The organism is Hydrogenophaga atypica, from assembly GCF_042665215.1.
In the GTDB taxonomy this organism is placed as follows: domain Bacteria; phylum Pseudomonadota; class Gammaproteobacteria; order Burkholderiales; family Burkholderiaceae_C; genus Hydrogenophaga; species Hydrogenophaga defluvii_A.
Genome location: NZ_JBHTCA010000002.1, coordinates 163,642 through 177,558 on the forward strand (window position 1 = coordinate 163,642; position 13,917 = coordinate 177,558).

The window sequence follows — 13,917 nt, forward strand, 5'->3', positions numbered from 1 at the left end:
GCCTCACAGCAGGTCAACCAGGTCGGGGGCTATCTTGCGATAGGCCCAGCGCCCCAGCCACAAGGCGCCCAGCGCCAGCGCCGGCATGGCCAGCGCGTGGCCCAGGTCCAGGCCCTGCGGCGTGAGCAACAGGGTGTGGAAGGCCTCGGCAAACGGCGTCAAGGGGTTGAGCCAGAACCAGCCGCGCATGGCCTCTGGCACGTTTTGCAGTGGGTACATGATGGGTGCGGTCAACATCAGCGCCATCAGCAGCGGTGGCACGATGTTGGCCAGGTCGCGCAACACCACCCCGACCGAGGCAAGCAACACCGCCAAGCCCACCGCCATGCCCGCCAGGCACATCAGCGTGAAGGCCAGCCAGGGGCCATCGGCCCATTGAAGCTGGAAATGCCCCGCCTGGTGCAACACCGGCCACAAGGGCAACACCAGCGCCAGCATCACGCCAAACGGGAGCATGACACGCGCCACCACCAGCAGCCAGGGCGGGAACGGCGTGTTGCGGATGATGTGTGCGTTGGCCGTGAGCGCCCCGGCCGCGCGGCTCAGCGCGTCTTGAAAGGCCCAGTAGGGAATGTAGGCGCTGAGCAGAAACCACACAAAAGACACGTCGCCCCCGTGGTGGAGGTTGACGCGCAACTTCCAGACGACCTGGAACAGAAACACATACATACCCACCTGCAACAAAGGCGCGAGCAGAAACCACAGCACCCCCAACAGGCTGCCCGCGTACAGGGTTCTGAATTCAGCTTGTACGGCCCCCCACAGCTTTGTGAGATTGTTTTTATTCATTCAATTTCCACAACAAAAAACAGTGGGCACGCCCACTGTTTTGTTGGTTGTTGACAAGATCAATCAAAAAGGCACGTATTTGATTTCCTTGCTCTCTTGGTAATACTCCATGTACCAAGCGCCATCGACCCACAACCACCTGGTAGGAATGTCTCTTTCCGCAGGATCCATTTTGAAGGTTTTGTTGTTGATGGTGATGGGTTTGACCTCCACCGTCATCTTGGTCACGGCCATCGCCAAGGGGCCATAACTGTCTTTGAATTTCAGCACCGGGTTGCGGTATTCGATCTTGCCCAGGTTTTCCTTGTAGATGTCAAAACGCACCTTGCCACGGAAATACGGATCCAGCAGGCTGTAAGACTTCTCAAAATCCCGCGCCTGCAGGGCCGCCCAGTAGTCCAGCACCCGCTGCTCCAGTTGGGCCGGGTCGGGCTGGCCGTGTTTGGGTTGGCGCGGCTTCCAGTTCACCAGGTCGTCACGCTTGAGGGTCCGCACCTCCAACCGCTTTTCGCTCATGCCATCGCTCACATAGCGCTCCACCACCATCTGGACCGTGCCATCGTGCACAAACAGCGACTTGGAGAACAGGGCCAGACCCTCCAGCAAGGGGCCGTGCTCGCTGTAGCGCTGGTCGTTGATCATCCAGCTTTTGCCACCATCTTCAGAGTAGCTGATGTGCACCGCTGAGCGCAGGTCGCGCCAATCTTGCCATGCCACCAGCAGCTTGCCCGGGCCGGTGAACACCACCTTGGGTGCGCGGCTGTGGCTGAACACCTTGTCGGCGGTTTTTTGCAGGGGGTCTTGCCGGAGCTCGGCCGGCGCCGACCACGTGGCGCCATTGTCGTGCGACAAGACGATGTAGGCGCGCATTTTTCCAATTTTGGCCTTGAATTCGGCACTTGGGATGGCAGCCACCACAGCCGCCACATTGCCCTGGCCGTCAGCCGCAAAATCGGCCGACTCGATGTCCATGCCATCCAACCCCTTGAGGTGGAATTTTTCCCACTTGATGCCGTCGTCCGAGAAGGCGCCTTCTAGGCGGAACTCGTCGAGGTTGGCGCCGTATTGCGCGTGCCAAAAAGCCAGTGTCCGTTCGCCTGCTGAAATGGCCTCGAACAGGGGGGTCAGCGGGCCGGTTTTGGCCACCACCACCTCGTCGCCAAACGGCTGCGCGTCGGTTTTGCTGCGGGCCACAATCACGTCGGCGCCGTCTTTTTTGTGCCAGCTCAGCGCGGTAGTGCGTCCAGCCGGCGTGACAGATGCCACCGGGTATATGCCTTCAAACAGCTCTTGCACCTCGCCCTGGGGCTGGCCCTTGGCGTCCAGCTGGCGGTAGTTGACGTGGTATTTTTTTTGTCCGAGGTTTTTCTCGCCGTACCAGATGGCGGCCAGGCCATCGCCGGAGGGCAAGAGCTTGACGCGCGAAAGCGGCACGCTGTCGCCCGCAACGCCAGCCAAGGTGTCGGGCTTGGCGATGTTGCCAATGAACACATCGCGCTTCGGCTCTTTGTCGCGAAAGGCCACAAACGCCTCGTCGCCCAACCAGGCGATGTCGATGCCCGATGACGCCCGGGTGTTGCCTTCGGGGTGGAAGGGCTGGGCAGCGGTGCCCTTGACGGGGTCCACGATGTGGAGGTAACGCTTGTCGTCGTAGTGGGCAATTTTCAAACGCCCATTTTTGTCCTGAGCAGCGGCCCAGGATGCGTCTGCCGGCATGGCGGCGGTGCGCCCTTTTTCAATGCCCACGGCACCCGGGGTTTGTGAACAGGCGGCCAGCACCAGGGCCATCACAAGTGCGGAAAGGGAACGGAGGATCGGTTTCTTCATCGCGATTGAGACTCACGCCCAGCGTGTTGGTTTCATGAATAACAAAAAAAAGGGTCGCGCTAAGCGCGACCCTTTGCATTATCCCAGAAAAGGGATTAACGCATGATGAAGCCGTTGTTGAACGTGCCGCCAACGCCCTGACCGTTCAGGTTGCCGGAGGTGTTGTACTCGAGCTTGGTGGCCACAGCGGTGTTCACGTTGAAGGACGTGGCAGCAGCGCCGGTGCCTTGCTGGATGGACAGGGTGCCCCAGCCGCCGTTGGCCAGAACGGCCTTGGCGCCAGCGGTCATCAGGTCGCCCACGTCAACGAAGCCCACGCAGGTCACGTTGCTCAGGGTGGTGCCCGAAACCAGGTTTTCGTCGCGGTCGTATGCCACGCCGGTACCGGTCACCAGGCCCACACGTGCGGTGTGGCGGTCCCAGTTGGCGGCGCTGGAGCCGTCCACACCCAGCAGCGGGGTAGCAGCCAGCGAGTTCACCGGGGTCACGAACACGCGGGTCGTGGTTTCAGCCAAAGGCATGAAGGTCAGGATGTCAGGAGCCGAACCAGCAGCGTTGGTGGCAGCCAGGCTGAAGTCGAACGCAGCGGCGGTGTTGACGCCACCGTTGTCGCGCAGCGCAGCTTGGTAGCCCCATGCGGCACCAGCACTGATGTCCAGGATCATGGCTTCGCCATAGATGGTCTGGCCAACGGGAGCACCTGGGTTCAGGACGCCGTCAGAGTTGGAGTTGTGCACAAACAGCACGCCGCGCTGCACGCCAGCGGCTTTGCCCAGCATGTAGTTGATGGTAGCGGTGGTGTTGGCATCCCAGTCGTTGTTGATGGAAGCGTCGTTGAACAGCACACCCTTGGTGGTGCCGCCAAAGTTGCCGCCGATGTCAACGGTCTGGATGTCGTTCTGGCTGGACGGCAGGAAGTAGTTCACTTCTTCGCAGATGGCCGAGTTGGTGCTGGCGTTGGCGCCGGCCTTGTAGTTCAGACGCCAGTGCAGACGGCTACCGCCAGGCACACCACCCACGGTGTAGCCGTCGTCTGCGGCGCCGGTGTCAACGATGGACACCAGGGTAGCAACGGTGGGGCTGTTCACCACATAGGGGAACATGGCCACGTCAGCAGCGTGCGCAGCGGTACCAGCGGCGATGGTGGCCACGGCCAGCGAGAGCGCCTTCATTTTCAATTTCATACATTTCCTCATGAGTTAGGATTGAAACGTGCCCGTGCACAAGACAGCCACGAGACGAGATAACTATAACTGATGTTGCTGGCGGGTGAACTGCCTACAACAGCCGGTGTGTCAAAAAACCGACGCCGTTCATTTAAGCCTGGGTTCCGGGGCTTCAGCGGGCACGTCGCTGTTGCGCCCTGACAACAACCCCGGCGCCGAGAGGGGTGGGTTGCTGAGCAGGCGGGCACGGATTTCGTCGCTGATGTCGGTGAGCTGGCGCGCATTTTCCAACACGCGCGGGGTGAGCACCACCAGCAGTTCGGTGCGGTCTATGCTTTTTTCGGTGGCCCCGAACAAAGCCCCGATGCCTGGGATTTTGGACAGGCCCGGCAGGCCCGACTGGTTGTTGCTGGTGTTGTCGCGGATGAGGCCGCCCAACACGGCAGTTTGCCCGCTGGGGATGGCGATGCGGCTTTGCAGGCTGCGCTGAAGGAAGGAGCGCTGGCCGGTGGCGGTGTCGATGCCGCCCACGTCGGTCACTTCCTGGGCGATGTCGAGCGTGACCAGGCCATTGCTGTTGATGCGTGGCACCACCCGCAGCAGCACACCGGTGTCTTTATATGTCACTGCCTGGGTGACGTTGCCGCCGTCGGTGGTGGTGGTGGAGCTCAGGATGGGCTGCTGGTTGCCCACGCGGATTTCGGCGGCCTGGCGGTCGAGCGCGAGCAGGCTGGGGCTGGAAACCACCTTGAGGCCGGTTTCGCTGGCCAGGGCGCTGAGCACGGCGCGCACGCTGCCGGCGGCGTCGGTGATGGTGTAGTTGAAGCCGGGCAACACGCGCGAGAGCGCCGAGGTGGTGCCGCGCGACAGGCTGCCGGTGCCGGTGCTGCCGGAGAGGCGCCCGCCCAGGCTGTCATTGAAGTACCACTGCAGGCCGTATTGCAGTTTGTCGGTGAGCGAGACCTCGATGATGCTGGCTTCGATGAGCACCTGCGAGGGCGCGATGTCCATCTGGCGGATGGCCGACTCGATGCGCCGGTAGGCGCGTCGGGAGGCGTGCACCAGCAGGCTGTTGGTGGTGTCGTCGGCGACGATGCGGACATCGCCTTCCAGATCGATGGCGCTGGCCTGCTGGCTGGTGGCTGCCGCCGCCAGCGTTGCCTGCGACGAGGCACCCAGGGAGGTGGCGGGCGACAGGCCCGTGCTGCCGGTGGCGCCCGTGCTGGTGCCGCTGCGGTTGGCGGTGCCGGCCGCAGCCGTGGTGCCGGCGGTGCCAGAAGCACCGGACGCCGTGGTGCTGGCAGCTGGGGTGGTGGCGCGCGTGCTGGAGGCGCTGGCGCCCCCCAGGCCAGGGGCCAGGGCGCCCCGGGCGTTGTTGTTGGCGGCGGCTGTCTTGCTGCCAAACAGCGCGCCCAACACGTTGGCCATCTGTGTGGCGCTGCCGTGTTGCACGGCGTACACATGCACCTGGGGCTGCAGGGCGCTGTCGGGCGCCTGGTCAAGGCGGTCGATCCAGGTTTTGACGGTGTCGAGCATCTGCTTGCGCGGCGCGATCACAAGCAGGCTGTTGAGCCGCTCGACCGGCAACACGCGCATGCCACCTTCGATGGGGCTGTCACCCCGCGCGGCCAGCAGCTCGAGCGCCTTGGCGATTTCATTGACCTCGGCGTTTTCAAGCGCAAAGATGCCGAAGGACATGCCCGCGAGGGCGTTGACGTCGAAGGTGTGCACCAGGTCCAGCCACGACTGGATTTGGGTTTGGGTGCCCTGCACCACCAGCAGGTTGCGCAGGGTATCCACGCGCACCAGGGCGTCAGGCGCCATGAGGGGCTTGAGGATGTCGGCCATCTCGCGGGCGCCGATGTGCTGCAGCGGCACCACGCTCAAGCCCCGGCCGATGGTTTGGCCCGGGCGGGACGGGATGCCTTTGAGTGCGTCATTGGGACCGATGTGCACGGTGCCCTGGGCGTCGGTGACCATGCCCAGGCCTCGGGCCGAGAGCAGGGCTTCGAGGATGGCCCCCACGTCGGCCTGCGCCACCGGGCTGGTGGTGCGCAGGGTGACGTCGCCGGGCAGGTCGCCGCTGAGGCTGTAGGGCTTTTTGAGGATGTCGCCCACGATGGACTGCACCACATCGGACAGCGGCGCGCGGTCGAAGTTGAGCGAAATTTTTTGCCCCCCGACCGAGGTGGGCGCGCGGGGCGCGAGGTTGACGGTCTGGTCGTTGCCGGGGTAGATGCGTTGGCGGCGGGTGCTGTCGGGCGGGGGGGGGCTGCCTTCGGCTGCGACGGCGGTGGTCGCGCCTTCGGAGTTGCCCAGCGAAGTGGACGGTGCGGCTGCAGCGCCGGAGGCGGTGATGGCGGTTGGCGTGTTCCCCAGCTGGAGCAGAGAGGTAGGACGCTGCGGCGATGCACAGCCCACCAGCGCGACCGTGAGCAGGAGGCTGAGCCTGTGCGGTTTGAACGAGGGGGTTTTCATGTTGGGTGTTCGCATGTCTGAATGGAAACGGCGGGTGGGCTTCAGTTGCGCACACGCCTGGGCATGGACAGGCTCAGAGGCCCGTTGGGCCCGGTGAGTTCGACGCCTTGGGGGGTGATGGACTTGACGGTGAACGCCCCCACCGTTTGACCGGCACGCACGCGGAACACGCGTTGTTGCGGCGGGTTGCCTTGCGCGAGCATGACCAGCGCGGGGGCGCCGGAGGGTGATATGACACCCAACAGGCGCGGTGGTTCCACGGGTGGACCTTTGGCGGCGGGTGGTGGCGGTGGCTGGCGTTTGTCCCAGAACAGGGGCCGGTTGCGGGTGACGGCCAGGGCGGCGGGCACCGGCGGTGGTGTCTGGGCGGCGGGTACGTCAGGCAACGCGGGGGCCAGGGGCACCCAAAAAGTGGGAATGGCCTGCAGCCGCTGCAGGCCGATGGTCCACGCGTAGTAGAGGCCGAAACTGCCCGCTGCCAGCAGCGCCAACAGCAGCAGGTGGTGGGGGCGAATCGATGCGGTGCCTCGCATGGTCAGACCTGGCTGCGTCGCAAGGCGACGATGGTGATTTCGACGTTGACGATCTGTGCGCCGTCGGGCGTGGGGCGGCCTTGCCGGATGGTCATGCTGTCCACCAGGAGACGCGGCGGCTGGTGCAGCGTGGCCAGAAAGTTCTGCAGCTGGGCCAGGTTGCCGGACACACTGAGGGACACCGGGTAACGCTCCAACCCCTCTTGCGGTTTGTTGGGCAAGGGGCTGAGGCTGGTGACGGTGAGGCCACTGCCGTTGACGGCCTGGCGCAGCCGGGTGGACAGCTCGTTGTGCAGGGCTTCGCCCTCTTTGTCGGGCGGGAAGGCCAGGGCGTCGAGCGCCGCCTGGTAGGCCTGCTCGCGCTCGGCCAGCGCGGGGCCGGCATCGGCCAGGCCCAACAAGCGCTGGATGCGGGGCGCCTGCTTCTGCATGTCTTGCTGGTAGCCCTGGTACTTGAACAGGTAGGGCAAAGCCAGCGCAAGCGCGCAAAGGGCCAGCACCAACACGGTGACCAGCGGCGCCAGAACGTGGCGGTAGCGGTGGGCTTGGGCCGGTGGGTTCATGGTTGGACGCGCATTTGAAGCTGGAAGATGTCTTTGCCGGTTTGCGGGTGGCGCTGCACAGCGCCGGCCAGTTGCACACCGGCCAGGCCAGGGGTGCCCTGCAGCAGGTTGAGCAGTTCCAGCGCGTTGGGGGTTTGGCCTTCGACCGAGACCTGACGTTCCTGCAGCCTGAGCTGGACAAAGTGGGTGTGGTCGGGCACGACGGTGCTGAGCTGTTCGAGCACGGCCAGCGGTTCGGCGTGGGTGTCGACTTGCGCCAACAGCGCCTGGTATTGCTGGTGCTGGTTTTGAAGTTTTTCGCGTTGCTGCTGCAGCTCGGTGGTGCGTTTCACCAGTTCGGCGGAGGCCAGCGTGTGGGCCTGGGTTTGTTGGTGGCGGTAGACCAACGGGCTGGCCAGGGCGGCCAGCAACAGCAACCCCAACAAGGCCAGCAAACCCCAGGTGAGCCATGCAGCCTGCTGCTTGGGCAAGGTGCGCAAGGGGATGGGCCCGTGGGCGCCCTGGGCGTAAATGGCGCCAGCGGGCTCCAACGCGCGGGCATGCACGATGGCGAGTTCGTATTCGATGCGCCCATCGGCCAGGGTGACGCCGTGGTGGCCCCACCGGGTGTCGGCAGGGTCAAAAGGCGAGGCATGCAACACCTCGCTGTGCAAGGCGGTCAGCCGCTGCGCCGCCACCAGGGGCGGCAGGGTGATGCGCCGCAACAGCGTTTGGGCCGGCGGGATCAGCAGCCCGGTGGCGGGCGCCGTGGCGGGTTGCCAGCGCCCACGCAGAAAGGTGAGGGTCTGGCCCTCGGGCGTGCGCAGCGCGGGGGACAAGCGCCCCCAGGGCAGGCGCGTCCACAGATCGCGCCAGCCTTGTTGCCAGAGGTGGAACCAGGGGTAGAGCCGTTGCAGCAGGGAATTCATGGGGCGGGCAAAGGATTGTGGTCGGCAACACGCAGGCGGTTGCCTTGCCGATTGTCGCGCACCAGCCAATAGCGGTGCCGCCAGGTGCGGCCCTCGCCCAAGGTGACGGTGACGTCGAGGCGGTAGGCCCCCACCGACACGGGCTGGTGGTGCGGACTGTTGATGAGTGTGAGGTCGGGCGTTTGGCCGGGCTCCCGGCGGGCCTGATCGAAGGCCTGCACCGCGCGGGGGTTGTTGGGCAGCAGGGTCGTCAAGACCTCCAGCGGCGCCAACAAGACGTTGACGCCGCTGCTGCCGCCATGCACCGTGACCAGCGGCGCCAGCCGCGCCCAGCTGGCGGCGTCCATGCCGGGGGCGCGGCGCAGGTCAGACAACGAAGCAAAGGCGGGCACCGGCCGGCTGCGCCGGTGGTCGAGAAAGGCCTGAATTTTTTCAAGCGGCCACTGCAATTCGCGCTGGAGCAGCTGCGTAGCAAGCGCGTCTTCGGCTGCGTTGAGATCGATGAGGCCGGCGACGTTGACCAGCCGGAGCTCGATGGGCTGGCCGTCGAGTTCGATGCCGGCGTCCAGCGGTGGCTGCTGGCCCAGTCGCTGGTCTTGGCTGAGGGCGGCCTCTACGTAGGTGACGCCGGCCGCCATGAGACTGCGCGTCTTTTGCTGGTCCACCAAGGTGGCGGTGAGCTGTGTTTCGACACGCGCAAACTGGACAAAACTGCCCAGCAAAAGCGACAAGGCGGCCAGTGTCCACAACACGGCGGGCAGCGCCAGCCCTCCGGGGCGACGGGTTGGCCGCGTCATCCGGCCTGCCCCAGGCGCACGATGATGGCCGGCCAGGCACCGTCGGCCTCGGTGCTGATGAGCAGGCGCAGGCGCAGCGGCGGGCGCGGCGCGGCCCAGGTGTCTTGCCAAGCCCCGGTGTCGGGGTGCTGGTAGGCCAGAACCAGGCGGGTCAGGTCGTCCAGCAGCACTTTGTTGGGCAAGGCTGGGACGGTGGGGGCAGGCGCGGCGCCTGGGGTTCCAGGGGCGTTGAGTTGGGGGTCTTCAAAGGCCAGTTCCAGCTTGTTGTCGAGCGCGCGCAACTGCCACCGATAGAGGCCGGCCACGGGCGCGCTGTCGGGCAGCGGGGCCAGCCAGGTGAGTTGGTTGGCGCTGCCCTCGGCCAGGGTTTGTGGCGCCCGCGCAAAACGCGCGCCGGTGATGCGGCCAAGGCTGCCCCGCAAGGCCTGTGTGGTGCGCTGCACGCGGTCTTGGCGTTGGGCCTGTTCGGTGGCGCGGGCAAAACCCTGGCTGATACCGTGCAAGGCGCTGCCCAAGGCGGCCAGGATGAGGCTGGTGAGCCCGACGGCGATCACCACCTCAACCAACGTGAATCCGAGTTGTTGCCGGCGTGTCATGGCTGGTCCAGCGTGGACAGGCGCAGCTGCCGGTCGCGACCGCCGTCGCTCCAGGCCAGGTCGAGGTCCACACGCAGCACCGGCACGGGCGGGCCGCCTTCGAGCAGGGGCGGCAGTTCCAGCGGCTGGCGCGAGACCGTCCACGCCAAGCCATCGGCAGTGGCGCCACTGGTGGGCAAGGCCTGGGTGTGTGGCCCGGTGTGTTCGGCCAACAGGCTTTGCGCGTGCAGCAACACTTTTTGCAGCGACAGGCTGTGCGATATGGCGCGCACGCTGGTGCCCTGCGCCTGATAAATGACACCCAGGCTCAGTGACAGGATGGCCAGGGCCACCAGGGTTTCGAGCAGGCTGAAGCCGCGATGGGGTTTCATGGTGCCGCCCGCGAGAGGATGATCTGGCCGGTCAGCCAGTCCAGCTCGATGTGGCTGACCCGGCCACCGGTGGACAGCGTCAGGCGCCCGCCGCTGGCGCTGCCATCGGGTTCGAAAAACAGGCTGGGTTGGCGCTGTGCCAGGTCGGCGACGCCGGTGACATCCAGCTCGACCGCCTCGGGCAGGGTGAGCACAGGTTGGCCGGCCATGAGGAATTGGCGCTGTGCCACGTCCACCGCCACCACGGAGCGCTGACCCTGGACCACCGCCTGCATGCGGGCGCGTTCCAGGGTGCGCAAGGTGTCTTGCACGACGCTGCGGTAGCGCACGGCGTCCAGCAGCGCCTCCAGCCGGGGCGAGAGCACGAGCAGCACCATGGCCCCCAGGGCCAGCACCACCACGAGCTCGATGAGGGTGAAGCCCCTGTGTCGATCAGTTCCAGTTGCCGATGTCGGCATTCTCGCCTTCACCGCCCGGGGCATTGTCTGCACCGAGACTGAAAATGTCGTACGCACCATTCTTGCCGGGGAACACGTACTGGTACTCATTGCCCCAGGGGTCTTGTGGCAAGGTGTTTTTCTTGAGGTAGGGGCCGTTCCAGCCGGGCATGTTGGCCGGTTTCTCCACAATCGCACGCAGGCCTTCCTGCTGGTTGGGGTAGCGGCCGGTGTCGAGCTTGAAGACATCGAGCGCCTGGCCAAAGTCTTCGATCTGCAGTTTGGTGACTTTGACTTTGGACCCGCCAAACTGGTTGAGCACGCGGGGGCCGACCAGGCCCGCGAGCAGCCCAAGGATGGCGAGCACCACCAACAATTCAACAAGGGTAAAGCCGGAAACAGAGGTACGATTTTTCATGCAACCAATTCGTTGACAGACAGGATCCCGAGCAGGATCGCAATGATGATGAGGGCAATGACCAAGCCCAGACTGAGGATGAGCAAAGGCTCCAACAGGGTCAACAGGCGGCGTGTCTGGGTCTGCAACGCCGCTTCTTGCTGTTTGGTCAGTTCAAGCAGCATTGTATCGAGGCGCCCTGTTTCCTCGCCCAAGGCCACCAATTGCAGGGCGGCGGGGTCAAGCAACTGGCTGTCGGCAATGACCCGGGAGAACCGCTGCCCCTGTTTGATGGCATCACTCAGGGGGGCCAGGCGCTGCCGCAAGGTGTCGTAGTTCAGACCGTCGCGCGAGATGCCGATGGCCTGGATGAGGCCAATGCCGTTGGCCAGCAAGGTGCCCAGGGTACCGGTGAATCGGCTGATCTGATAGCGCAGCAGCAGCGGGCCCAGCAGGGGAAGTCCCAACAACAAGCGTTCTTTCTGGCGCCGCCCGTTGTCCGTTTGCCACCAGCGCCCCAGCACCAGCACCAGCACGGTGATGGCCAGCAGCAGGCCGGGGCCGTGTTCGACCAATGTGTCGCCCAGCCGGACCACCACATCGGTAAGCCAGGGAAGCCGGTCGCCCAGGTCGCTGAACAGGGGCTTGAACTGGGGCACCACAAAACCGAGCATCAAGGCCACGGACACGGCGGCCGTGCCCAGCAGGATGGCTGGGTAGATGAGTGCGGAGACCAGGCTGGAGCGCAGGCTTTTGCTGCGCTCGAGGTGTTCGGTCAGGTAGCTCAAGGCTTCGGGCAGTTTGCCGCTGACCTCGCCTGCGCGGATGAGGTTGACGTGCAGCGGGCCAAAGGTCGGGCTGTGTGCCACCATGGCCTGGCTGAGGCTGCGCCCGGCCTTGATGGCTTTGAGCATGTCTTGCTGTAGCACCTGCATGCCCGGGTGCAACTGCATCTGGGTCAGCACGCGCAGCGCGCGGTCCAGCGGCAAACCTGCGCGCAGCAAGGTGCCCAACTCCTGCACAAAGGCCAGCACATCGTCGGCGGTGATCTTGGCGGAGCGCTCGCGTGTGAACCAGCGGCGCCCTCCGCCCGAGCTGGTGCCTGCAGCGGCGGCGGGCAATGCGCCCACGCCATCGGGCGACACCACTTCGGTGGGCGTGAGGCCCTGCTGGCGCAACAGGCGCAGGGCCTGGTCCTGGTCGTTGGCCTGGATGCGCCCTTGGCTGGTCTGCCCCTGCGCATTGAGCGCACGGTACTGGAACTCAGGCATCGGCCGCGTCCCGGGTGACACGCATCACCTCTTCCAGCGTGGTCAGGCCTTCCAGCATGGCGCGCAAGCCATCCTGGTAGAGCGATGCCATGCCTCGCTCCTGCGCGAGGCGCTGCAAGGTGTTGGCGTCGGCGCCGCTCAAAATGGCGTCGCGAACGGGATCGTCCAGCACCAGCAGTTCGTGGATGGCGGTGCGGCCACGGTAGCCAGAACCTTGGCAATGGGGGCACCCAACGGCCTCATACAACACCGGCGCTTGTTCGGCGGTCATGCCCAGGCTCTCCAGCACAGCAGGCGATGGGGCGTGGGGGCGGCGGCATTCGGGGCACAGGCGGCGCACCAGGCGCTGCGCCAACACCCCGGTGACGCTGGAGGTGATGAGGTAGCGGGGAATGCCCATGTCCTGCAGCCGCGTGACCGCACCGGCGGCGGTGTTGGTGTGCAAGGTGGACAACACCAGGTGACCGGTCAGCGCCGACTGGACGGCGATTTCGGCGGTTTCGGTGTCGCGCATTTCACCGACCATGATGATGTCGGGGTCCTGGCGCAGGATGGAGCGCAGGACGTGTGCAAAACTCAGGCCAATGGCCGGGTGGACCTGGATCTGGTTGATGGCCGGCAGCTGGTATTCCACCGGGTCTTCGACCGTGATGATCTTGAGGGTGGCCGAGTCCAGTGTGGACAGGGCCGCGTACAAGGTGGTGGTTTTCCCCGAACCGGTGGGGCCCGTGATGAGCAAAACACCATGGGGCTGGGCCAGCAGCTGGTGAAAGCGCGCCAGGTTGTCCGGGGCAAAACCCATCTGGTCGAGGCCAAACCGCACGGACGCGCGGTCGAGCACACGCAGCACCACACTTTCACCGTGAACGGTGGGCACAGTCGAGACGCGCAGGTCGATTTCGCGCCCCTTGATGCGGGTGCGTATGCGTCCGTCTTGCGGCAAGCGGCGCTCGGCGATGTTGAGCCCTGCCAGCAGCTTGATGCGGGACACCGCAGCCGCCGCCAGTGCGGTTGTCAAGTCGTCGGCGCGTTGCACCACGCCATCGACGCGGTAGCGCACATGCACCTCGCCTTCGAAGGGCTCCATGTGGATGTCTGAAGCACGGCGGTCCAGCGCGTCGGCAATGAGCTGGTTGACCAGGCGGATGACCGGCGCCTCGGACGCGAGGTCTTTGAGGTGCTCAATGAACTCATCCCCGTCGGCCGCATTGCCATCGGTCTCCAGCGGCTCAGCTGCATCGACCGGCTCGGTGAGCAAGGGCACCAGCTTTTCCAGCACCGACGGTTCACAGATGTACGTCTGCACATCCGTGCCAGCGGCCAGGCGGATGGCCTGGAGCAGGTAGGCATCCTGGGGGCGTGCCATGACGACATGCAGGCCCTGGGCGTCCGACTTCATCGGGTAGACAAGGTGGTTTTGCAGGAAAACCGGCGACACGCCTTCGGGCACGGTGGGCAAATCGGGCAGGTCTTTGGGCGCCACGTAGGGCACACCAAGCTGCTCCGACAAGGCTTGTGTCACATCGTGCTCGGCAACAAGCCCCAACCGGATCATGACTTCGCCGATCAGGCCTTTCATCTCCTGTTGCGCGAGCAGCGCCCGCTCCAGGTCACGCTCGCTGAGCTTGCCTTTGGCAACAAGCCGCTCGCCTAGACGGACAGATGGGGGTTGGGAGGTGGACATGCGCAGCGCAAAAAAACAGCCGAACCCCCGTCACGGGACAGCTCGGCGCGAAAAGGAAGAGCAGCTTTTCATTCTACAGGGGCGCCCTCTTCGACAAACC

At 65.1% G+C, this 13,917-nt stretch carries 14 protein-coding genes; all 14 read right to left on the reverse strand.

Annotated features, from left to right (window positions below; genetic code table 11):
• Positions 1-3 precede the first annotated feature (3 nt).
• The 14 genes from ACFQPB_RS03160 to ACFQPB_RS03225 all read right to left on the reverse strand — a co-directional run bounded on the left by ACFQPB_RS03160 (position 4) and on the right by ACFQPB_RS03225 (position 13,817).
• A complete protein-coding gene (locus ACFQPB_RS03160) occupies positions 4-789 on the reverse strand; it encodes an ABC transporter permease (RefSeq protein ID WP_382219712.1) in 786 nt (261 codons plus the stop codon).
• Between the two features lie 63 nt (positions 790-852).
• On the reverse strand, positions 853-2,616 hold the full coding sequence (locus ACFQPB_RS03165) for a sialidase family protein (RefSeq protein ID WP_382219714.1): 1,764 nt from the start codon (positions 2,614-2,616) through the stop codon (positions 853-855).
• Positions 2,617-2,711: 95 nt separating this feature from the next.
• Positions 2,712-3,800 (reverse strand): hypothetical protein, encoded by a 1,089-nt coding sequence (locus tag ACFQPB_RS03170; RefSeq protein ID WP_382219716.1) that lies wholly within the window; start codon positions 3,798-3,800, stop codon positions 2,712-2,714.
• A 129-nt stretch (positions 3,801-3,929) separates the two neighbouring features.
• Entirely contained in the window at positions 3,930-6,260 is a 2,331-nt protein-coding gene (gspD, locus tag ACFQPB_RS03175; RefSeq protein WP_382219718.1) for a type II secretion system secretin GspD, read from the reverse strand.
• Between the two features lie 41 nt (positions 6,261-6,301).
• The gene (locus tag ACFQPB_RS03180) at positions 6,302-6,793 is read right to left on the reverse strand and encodes a hypothetical protein (RefSeq protein ID WP_382198956.1); all 492 of its coding nucleotides are present in this window, start codon (positions 6,791-6,793) and stop codon (positions 6,302-6,304) included.
• Between the two features lie 2 nt (positions 6,794-6,795).
• A complete protein-coding gene (gene gspM / locus ACFQPB_RS03185; RefSeq protein ID WP_382198955.1) occupies positions 6,796-7,356 on the reverse strand; it encodes a type II secretion system protein GspM in 561 nt (186 codons plus the stop codon).
• Positions 7,353-8,264, reverse strand: a complete 912-nt coding sequence (locus ACFQPB_RS03190) for a PilN domain-containing protein (protein ID WP_382198954.1) — start codon at positions 8,262-8,264, stop codon at positions 7,353-7,355. Before ACFQPB_RS03190 ends, gspM begins: the two co-directional genes overlap by 4 nt.
• Positions 8,261-9,061, reverse strand: coding sequence for a hypothetical protein (locus tag ACFQPB_RS03195; protein ID WP_382219720.1), 801 nt, complete (start codon positions 9,059-9,061; stop codon positions 8,261-8,263). The genes ACFQPB_RS03190 and ACFQPB_RS03195 overlap by 4 nt, the downstream gene beginning before the upstream one ends.
• Positions 9,058-9,657, reverse strand: coding sequence for a PulJ/GspJ family protein (locus ACFQPB_RS03200; protein ID WP_382219721.1), 600 nt, complete (start codon positions 9,655-9,657; stop codon positions 9,058-9,060). Before ACFQPB_RS03200 ends, ACFQPB_RS03195 begins: the two co-directional genes overlap by 4 nt.
• Complete coding sequence (locus ACFQPB_RS03205) at positions 9,654-10,028, reverse strand: type IV pilus modification PilV family protein (RefSeq protein ID WP_382219723.1); 375 nt, start codon at positions 10,026-10,028, stop codon at positions 9,654-9,656. The genes ACFQPB_RS03200 and ACFQPB_RS03205 overlap by 4 nt, the downstream gene beginning before the upstream one ends.
• Positions 10,025-10,486 (reverse strand): Tfp pilus assembly protein FimT/FimU, encoded by a 462-nt coding sequence (locus ACFQPB_RS03210; protein ID WP_382219725.1) that lies wholly within the window; start codon positions 10,484-10,486, stop codon positions 10,025-10,027. The genes ACFQPB_RS03205 and ACFQPB_RS03210 overlap by 4 nt, the downstream gene beginning before the upstream one ends.
• Positions 10,461-10,883: a type II secretion system major pseudopilin GspG gene (gene gspG / locus ACFQPB_RS03215; protein WP_382219726.1), complete on the reverse strand. Its 423-nt coding sequence runs from the start codon at positions 10,881-10,883 to the stop codon at positions 10,461-10,463. The genes ACFQPB_RS03210 and gspG overlap by 26 nt, the downstream gene beginning before the upstream one ends.
• Positions 10,880-12,133, reverse strand: coding sequence for a type II secretion system F family protein (locus ACFQPB_RS03220; RefSeq protein WP_382198948.1), 1,254 nt, complete (start codon positions 12,131-12,133; stop codon positions 10,880-10,882). Before ACFQPB_RS03220 ends, gspG begins: the two co-directional genes overlap by 4 nt.
• Positions 12,126-13,817, reverse strand: a complete 1,692-nt coding sequence (locus tag ACFQPB_RS03225; RefSeq protein WP_382198947.1) for a GspE/PulE family protein — start codon at positions 13,815-13,817, stop codon at positions 12,126-12,128. The genes ACFQPB_RS03220 and ACFQPB_RS03225 overlap by 8 nt, the downstream gene beginning before the upstream one ends.
• Positions 13,818-13,917: the final 100 nt, after the last annotated feature.

Coding starts and splice junctions, on each gene's coding strand:
- gspM (WP_382198955.1), bottom strand. CDS start 7,356: ATGAACCCACCGGCCCAAGCCCACCGCTACCGCCACGTTCTGGCGCCG.
- ACFQPB_RS03195 (WP_382219720.1), bottom strand. CDS start 9,061: ATGACGCGGCCAACCCGTCGCCCCGGAGGGCTGGCGCTGCCCGCCGTG.
- ACFQPB_RS03220 (WP_382198948.1), bottom strand. CDS start 12,133: ATGCCTGAGTTCCAGTACCGTGCGCTCAATGCGCAGGGGCAGACCAGC.
- ACFQPB_RS03180 (WP_382198956.1), bottom strand. CDS start 6,793: ATGCGAGGCACCGCATCGATTCGCCCCCACCACCTGCTGCTGTTGGCG.
- ACFQPB_RS03190 (WP_382198954.1), bottom strand. CDS start 8,264: ATGAATTCCCTGCTGCAACGGCTCTACCCCTGGTTCCACCTCTGGCAA.
- ACFQPB_RS03225 (WP_382198947.1), bottom strand. CDS start 13,817: ATGTCCACCTCCCAACCCCCATCTGTCCGTCTAGGCGAGCGGCTTGTT.
- gspD (WP_382219718.1), bottom strand. CDS start 6,260: ATGAAAACCCCCTCGTTCAAACCGCACAGGCTCAGCCTCCTGCTCACG.
- ACFQPB_RS03205 (WP_382219723.1), bottom strand. CDS start 10,028: ATGAAACCCCATCGCGGCTTCAGCCTGCTCGAAACCCTGGTGGCCCTG.
- ACFQPB_RS03200 (WP_382219721.1), bottom strand. CDS start 9,657: ATGACACGCCGGCAACAACTCGGATTCACGTTGGTTGAGGTGGTGATC.
- ACFQPB_RS03170 (WP_382219716.1), bottom strand. CDS start 3,800: ATGAAATTGAAAATGAAGGCGCTCTCGCTGGCCGTGGCCACCATCGCC.
- ACFQPB_RS03165 (WP_382219714.1), bottom strand. CDS start 2,616: ATGAAGAAACCGATCCTCCGTTCCCTTTCCGCACTTGTGATGGCCCTG.
- ACFQPB_RS03160 (WP_382219712.1), bottom strand. CDS start 789: ATGAATAAAAACAATCTCACAAAGCTGTGGGGGGCCGTACAAGCTGAA.
- ACFQPB_RS03210 (WP_382219725.1), bottom strand. CDS start 10,486: ATGCCGACATCGGCAACTGGAACTGATCGACACAGGGGCTTCACCCTC.
- gspG (WP_382219726.1), bottom strand. CDS start 10,883: ATGAAAAATCGTACCTCTGTTTCCGGCTTTACCCTTGTTGAATTGTTG.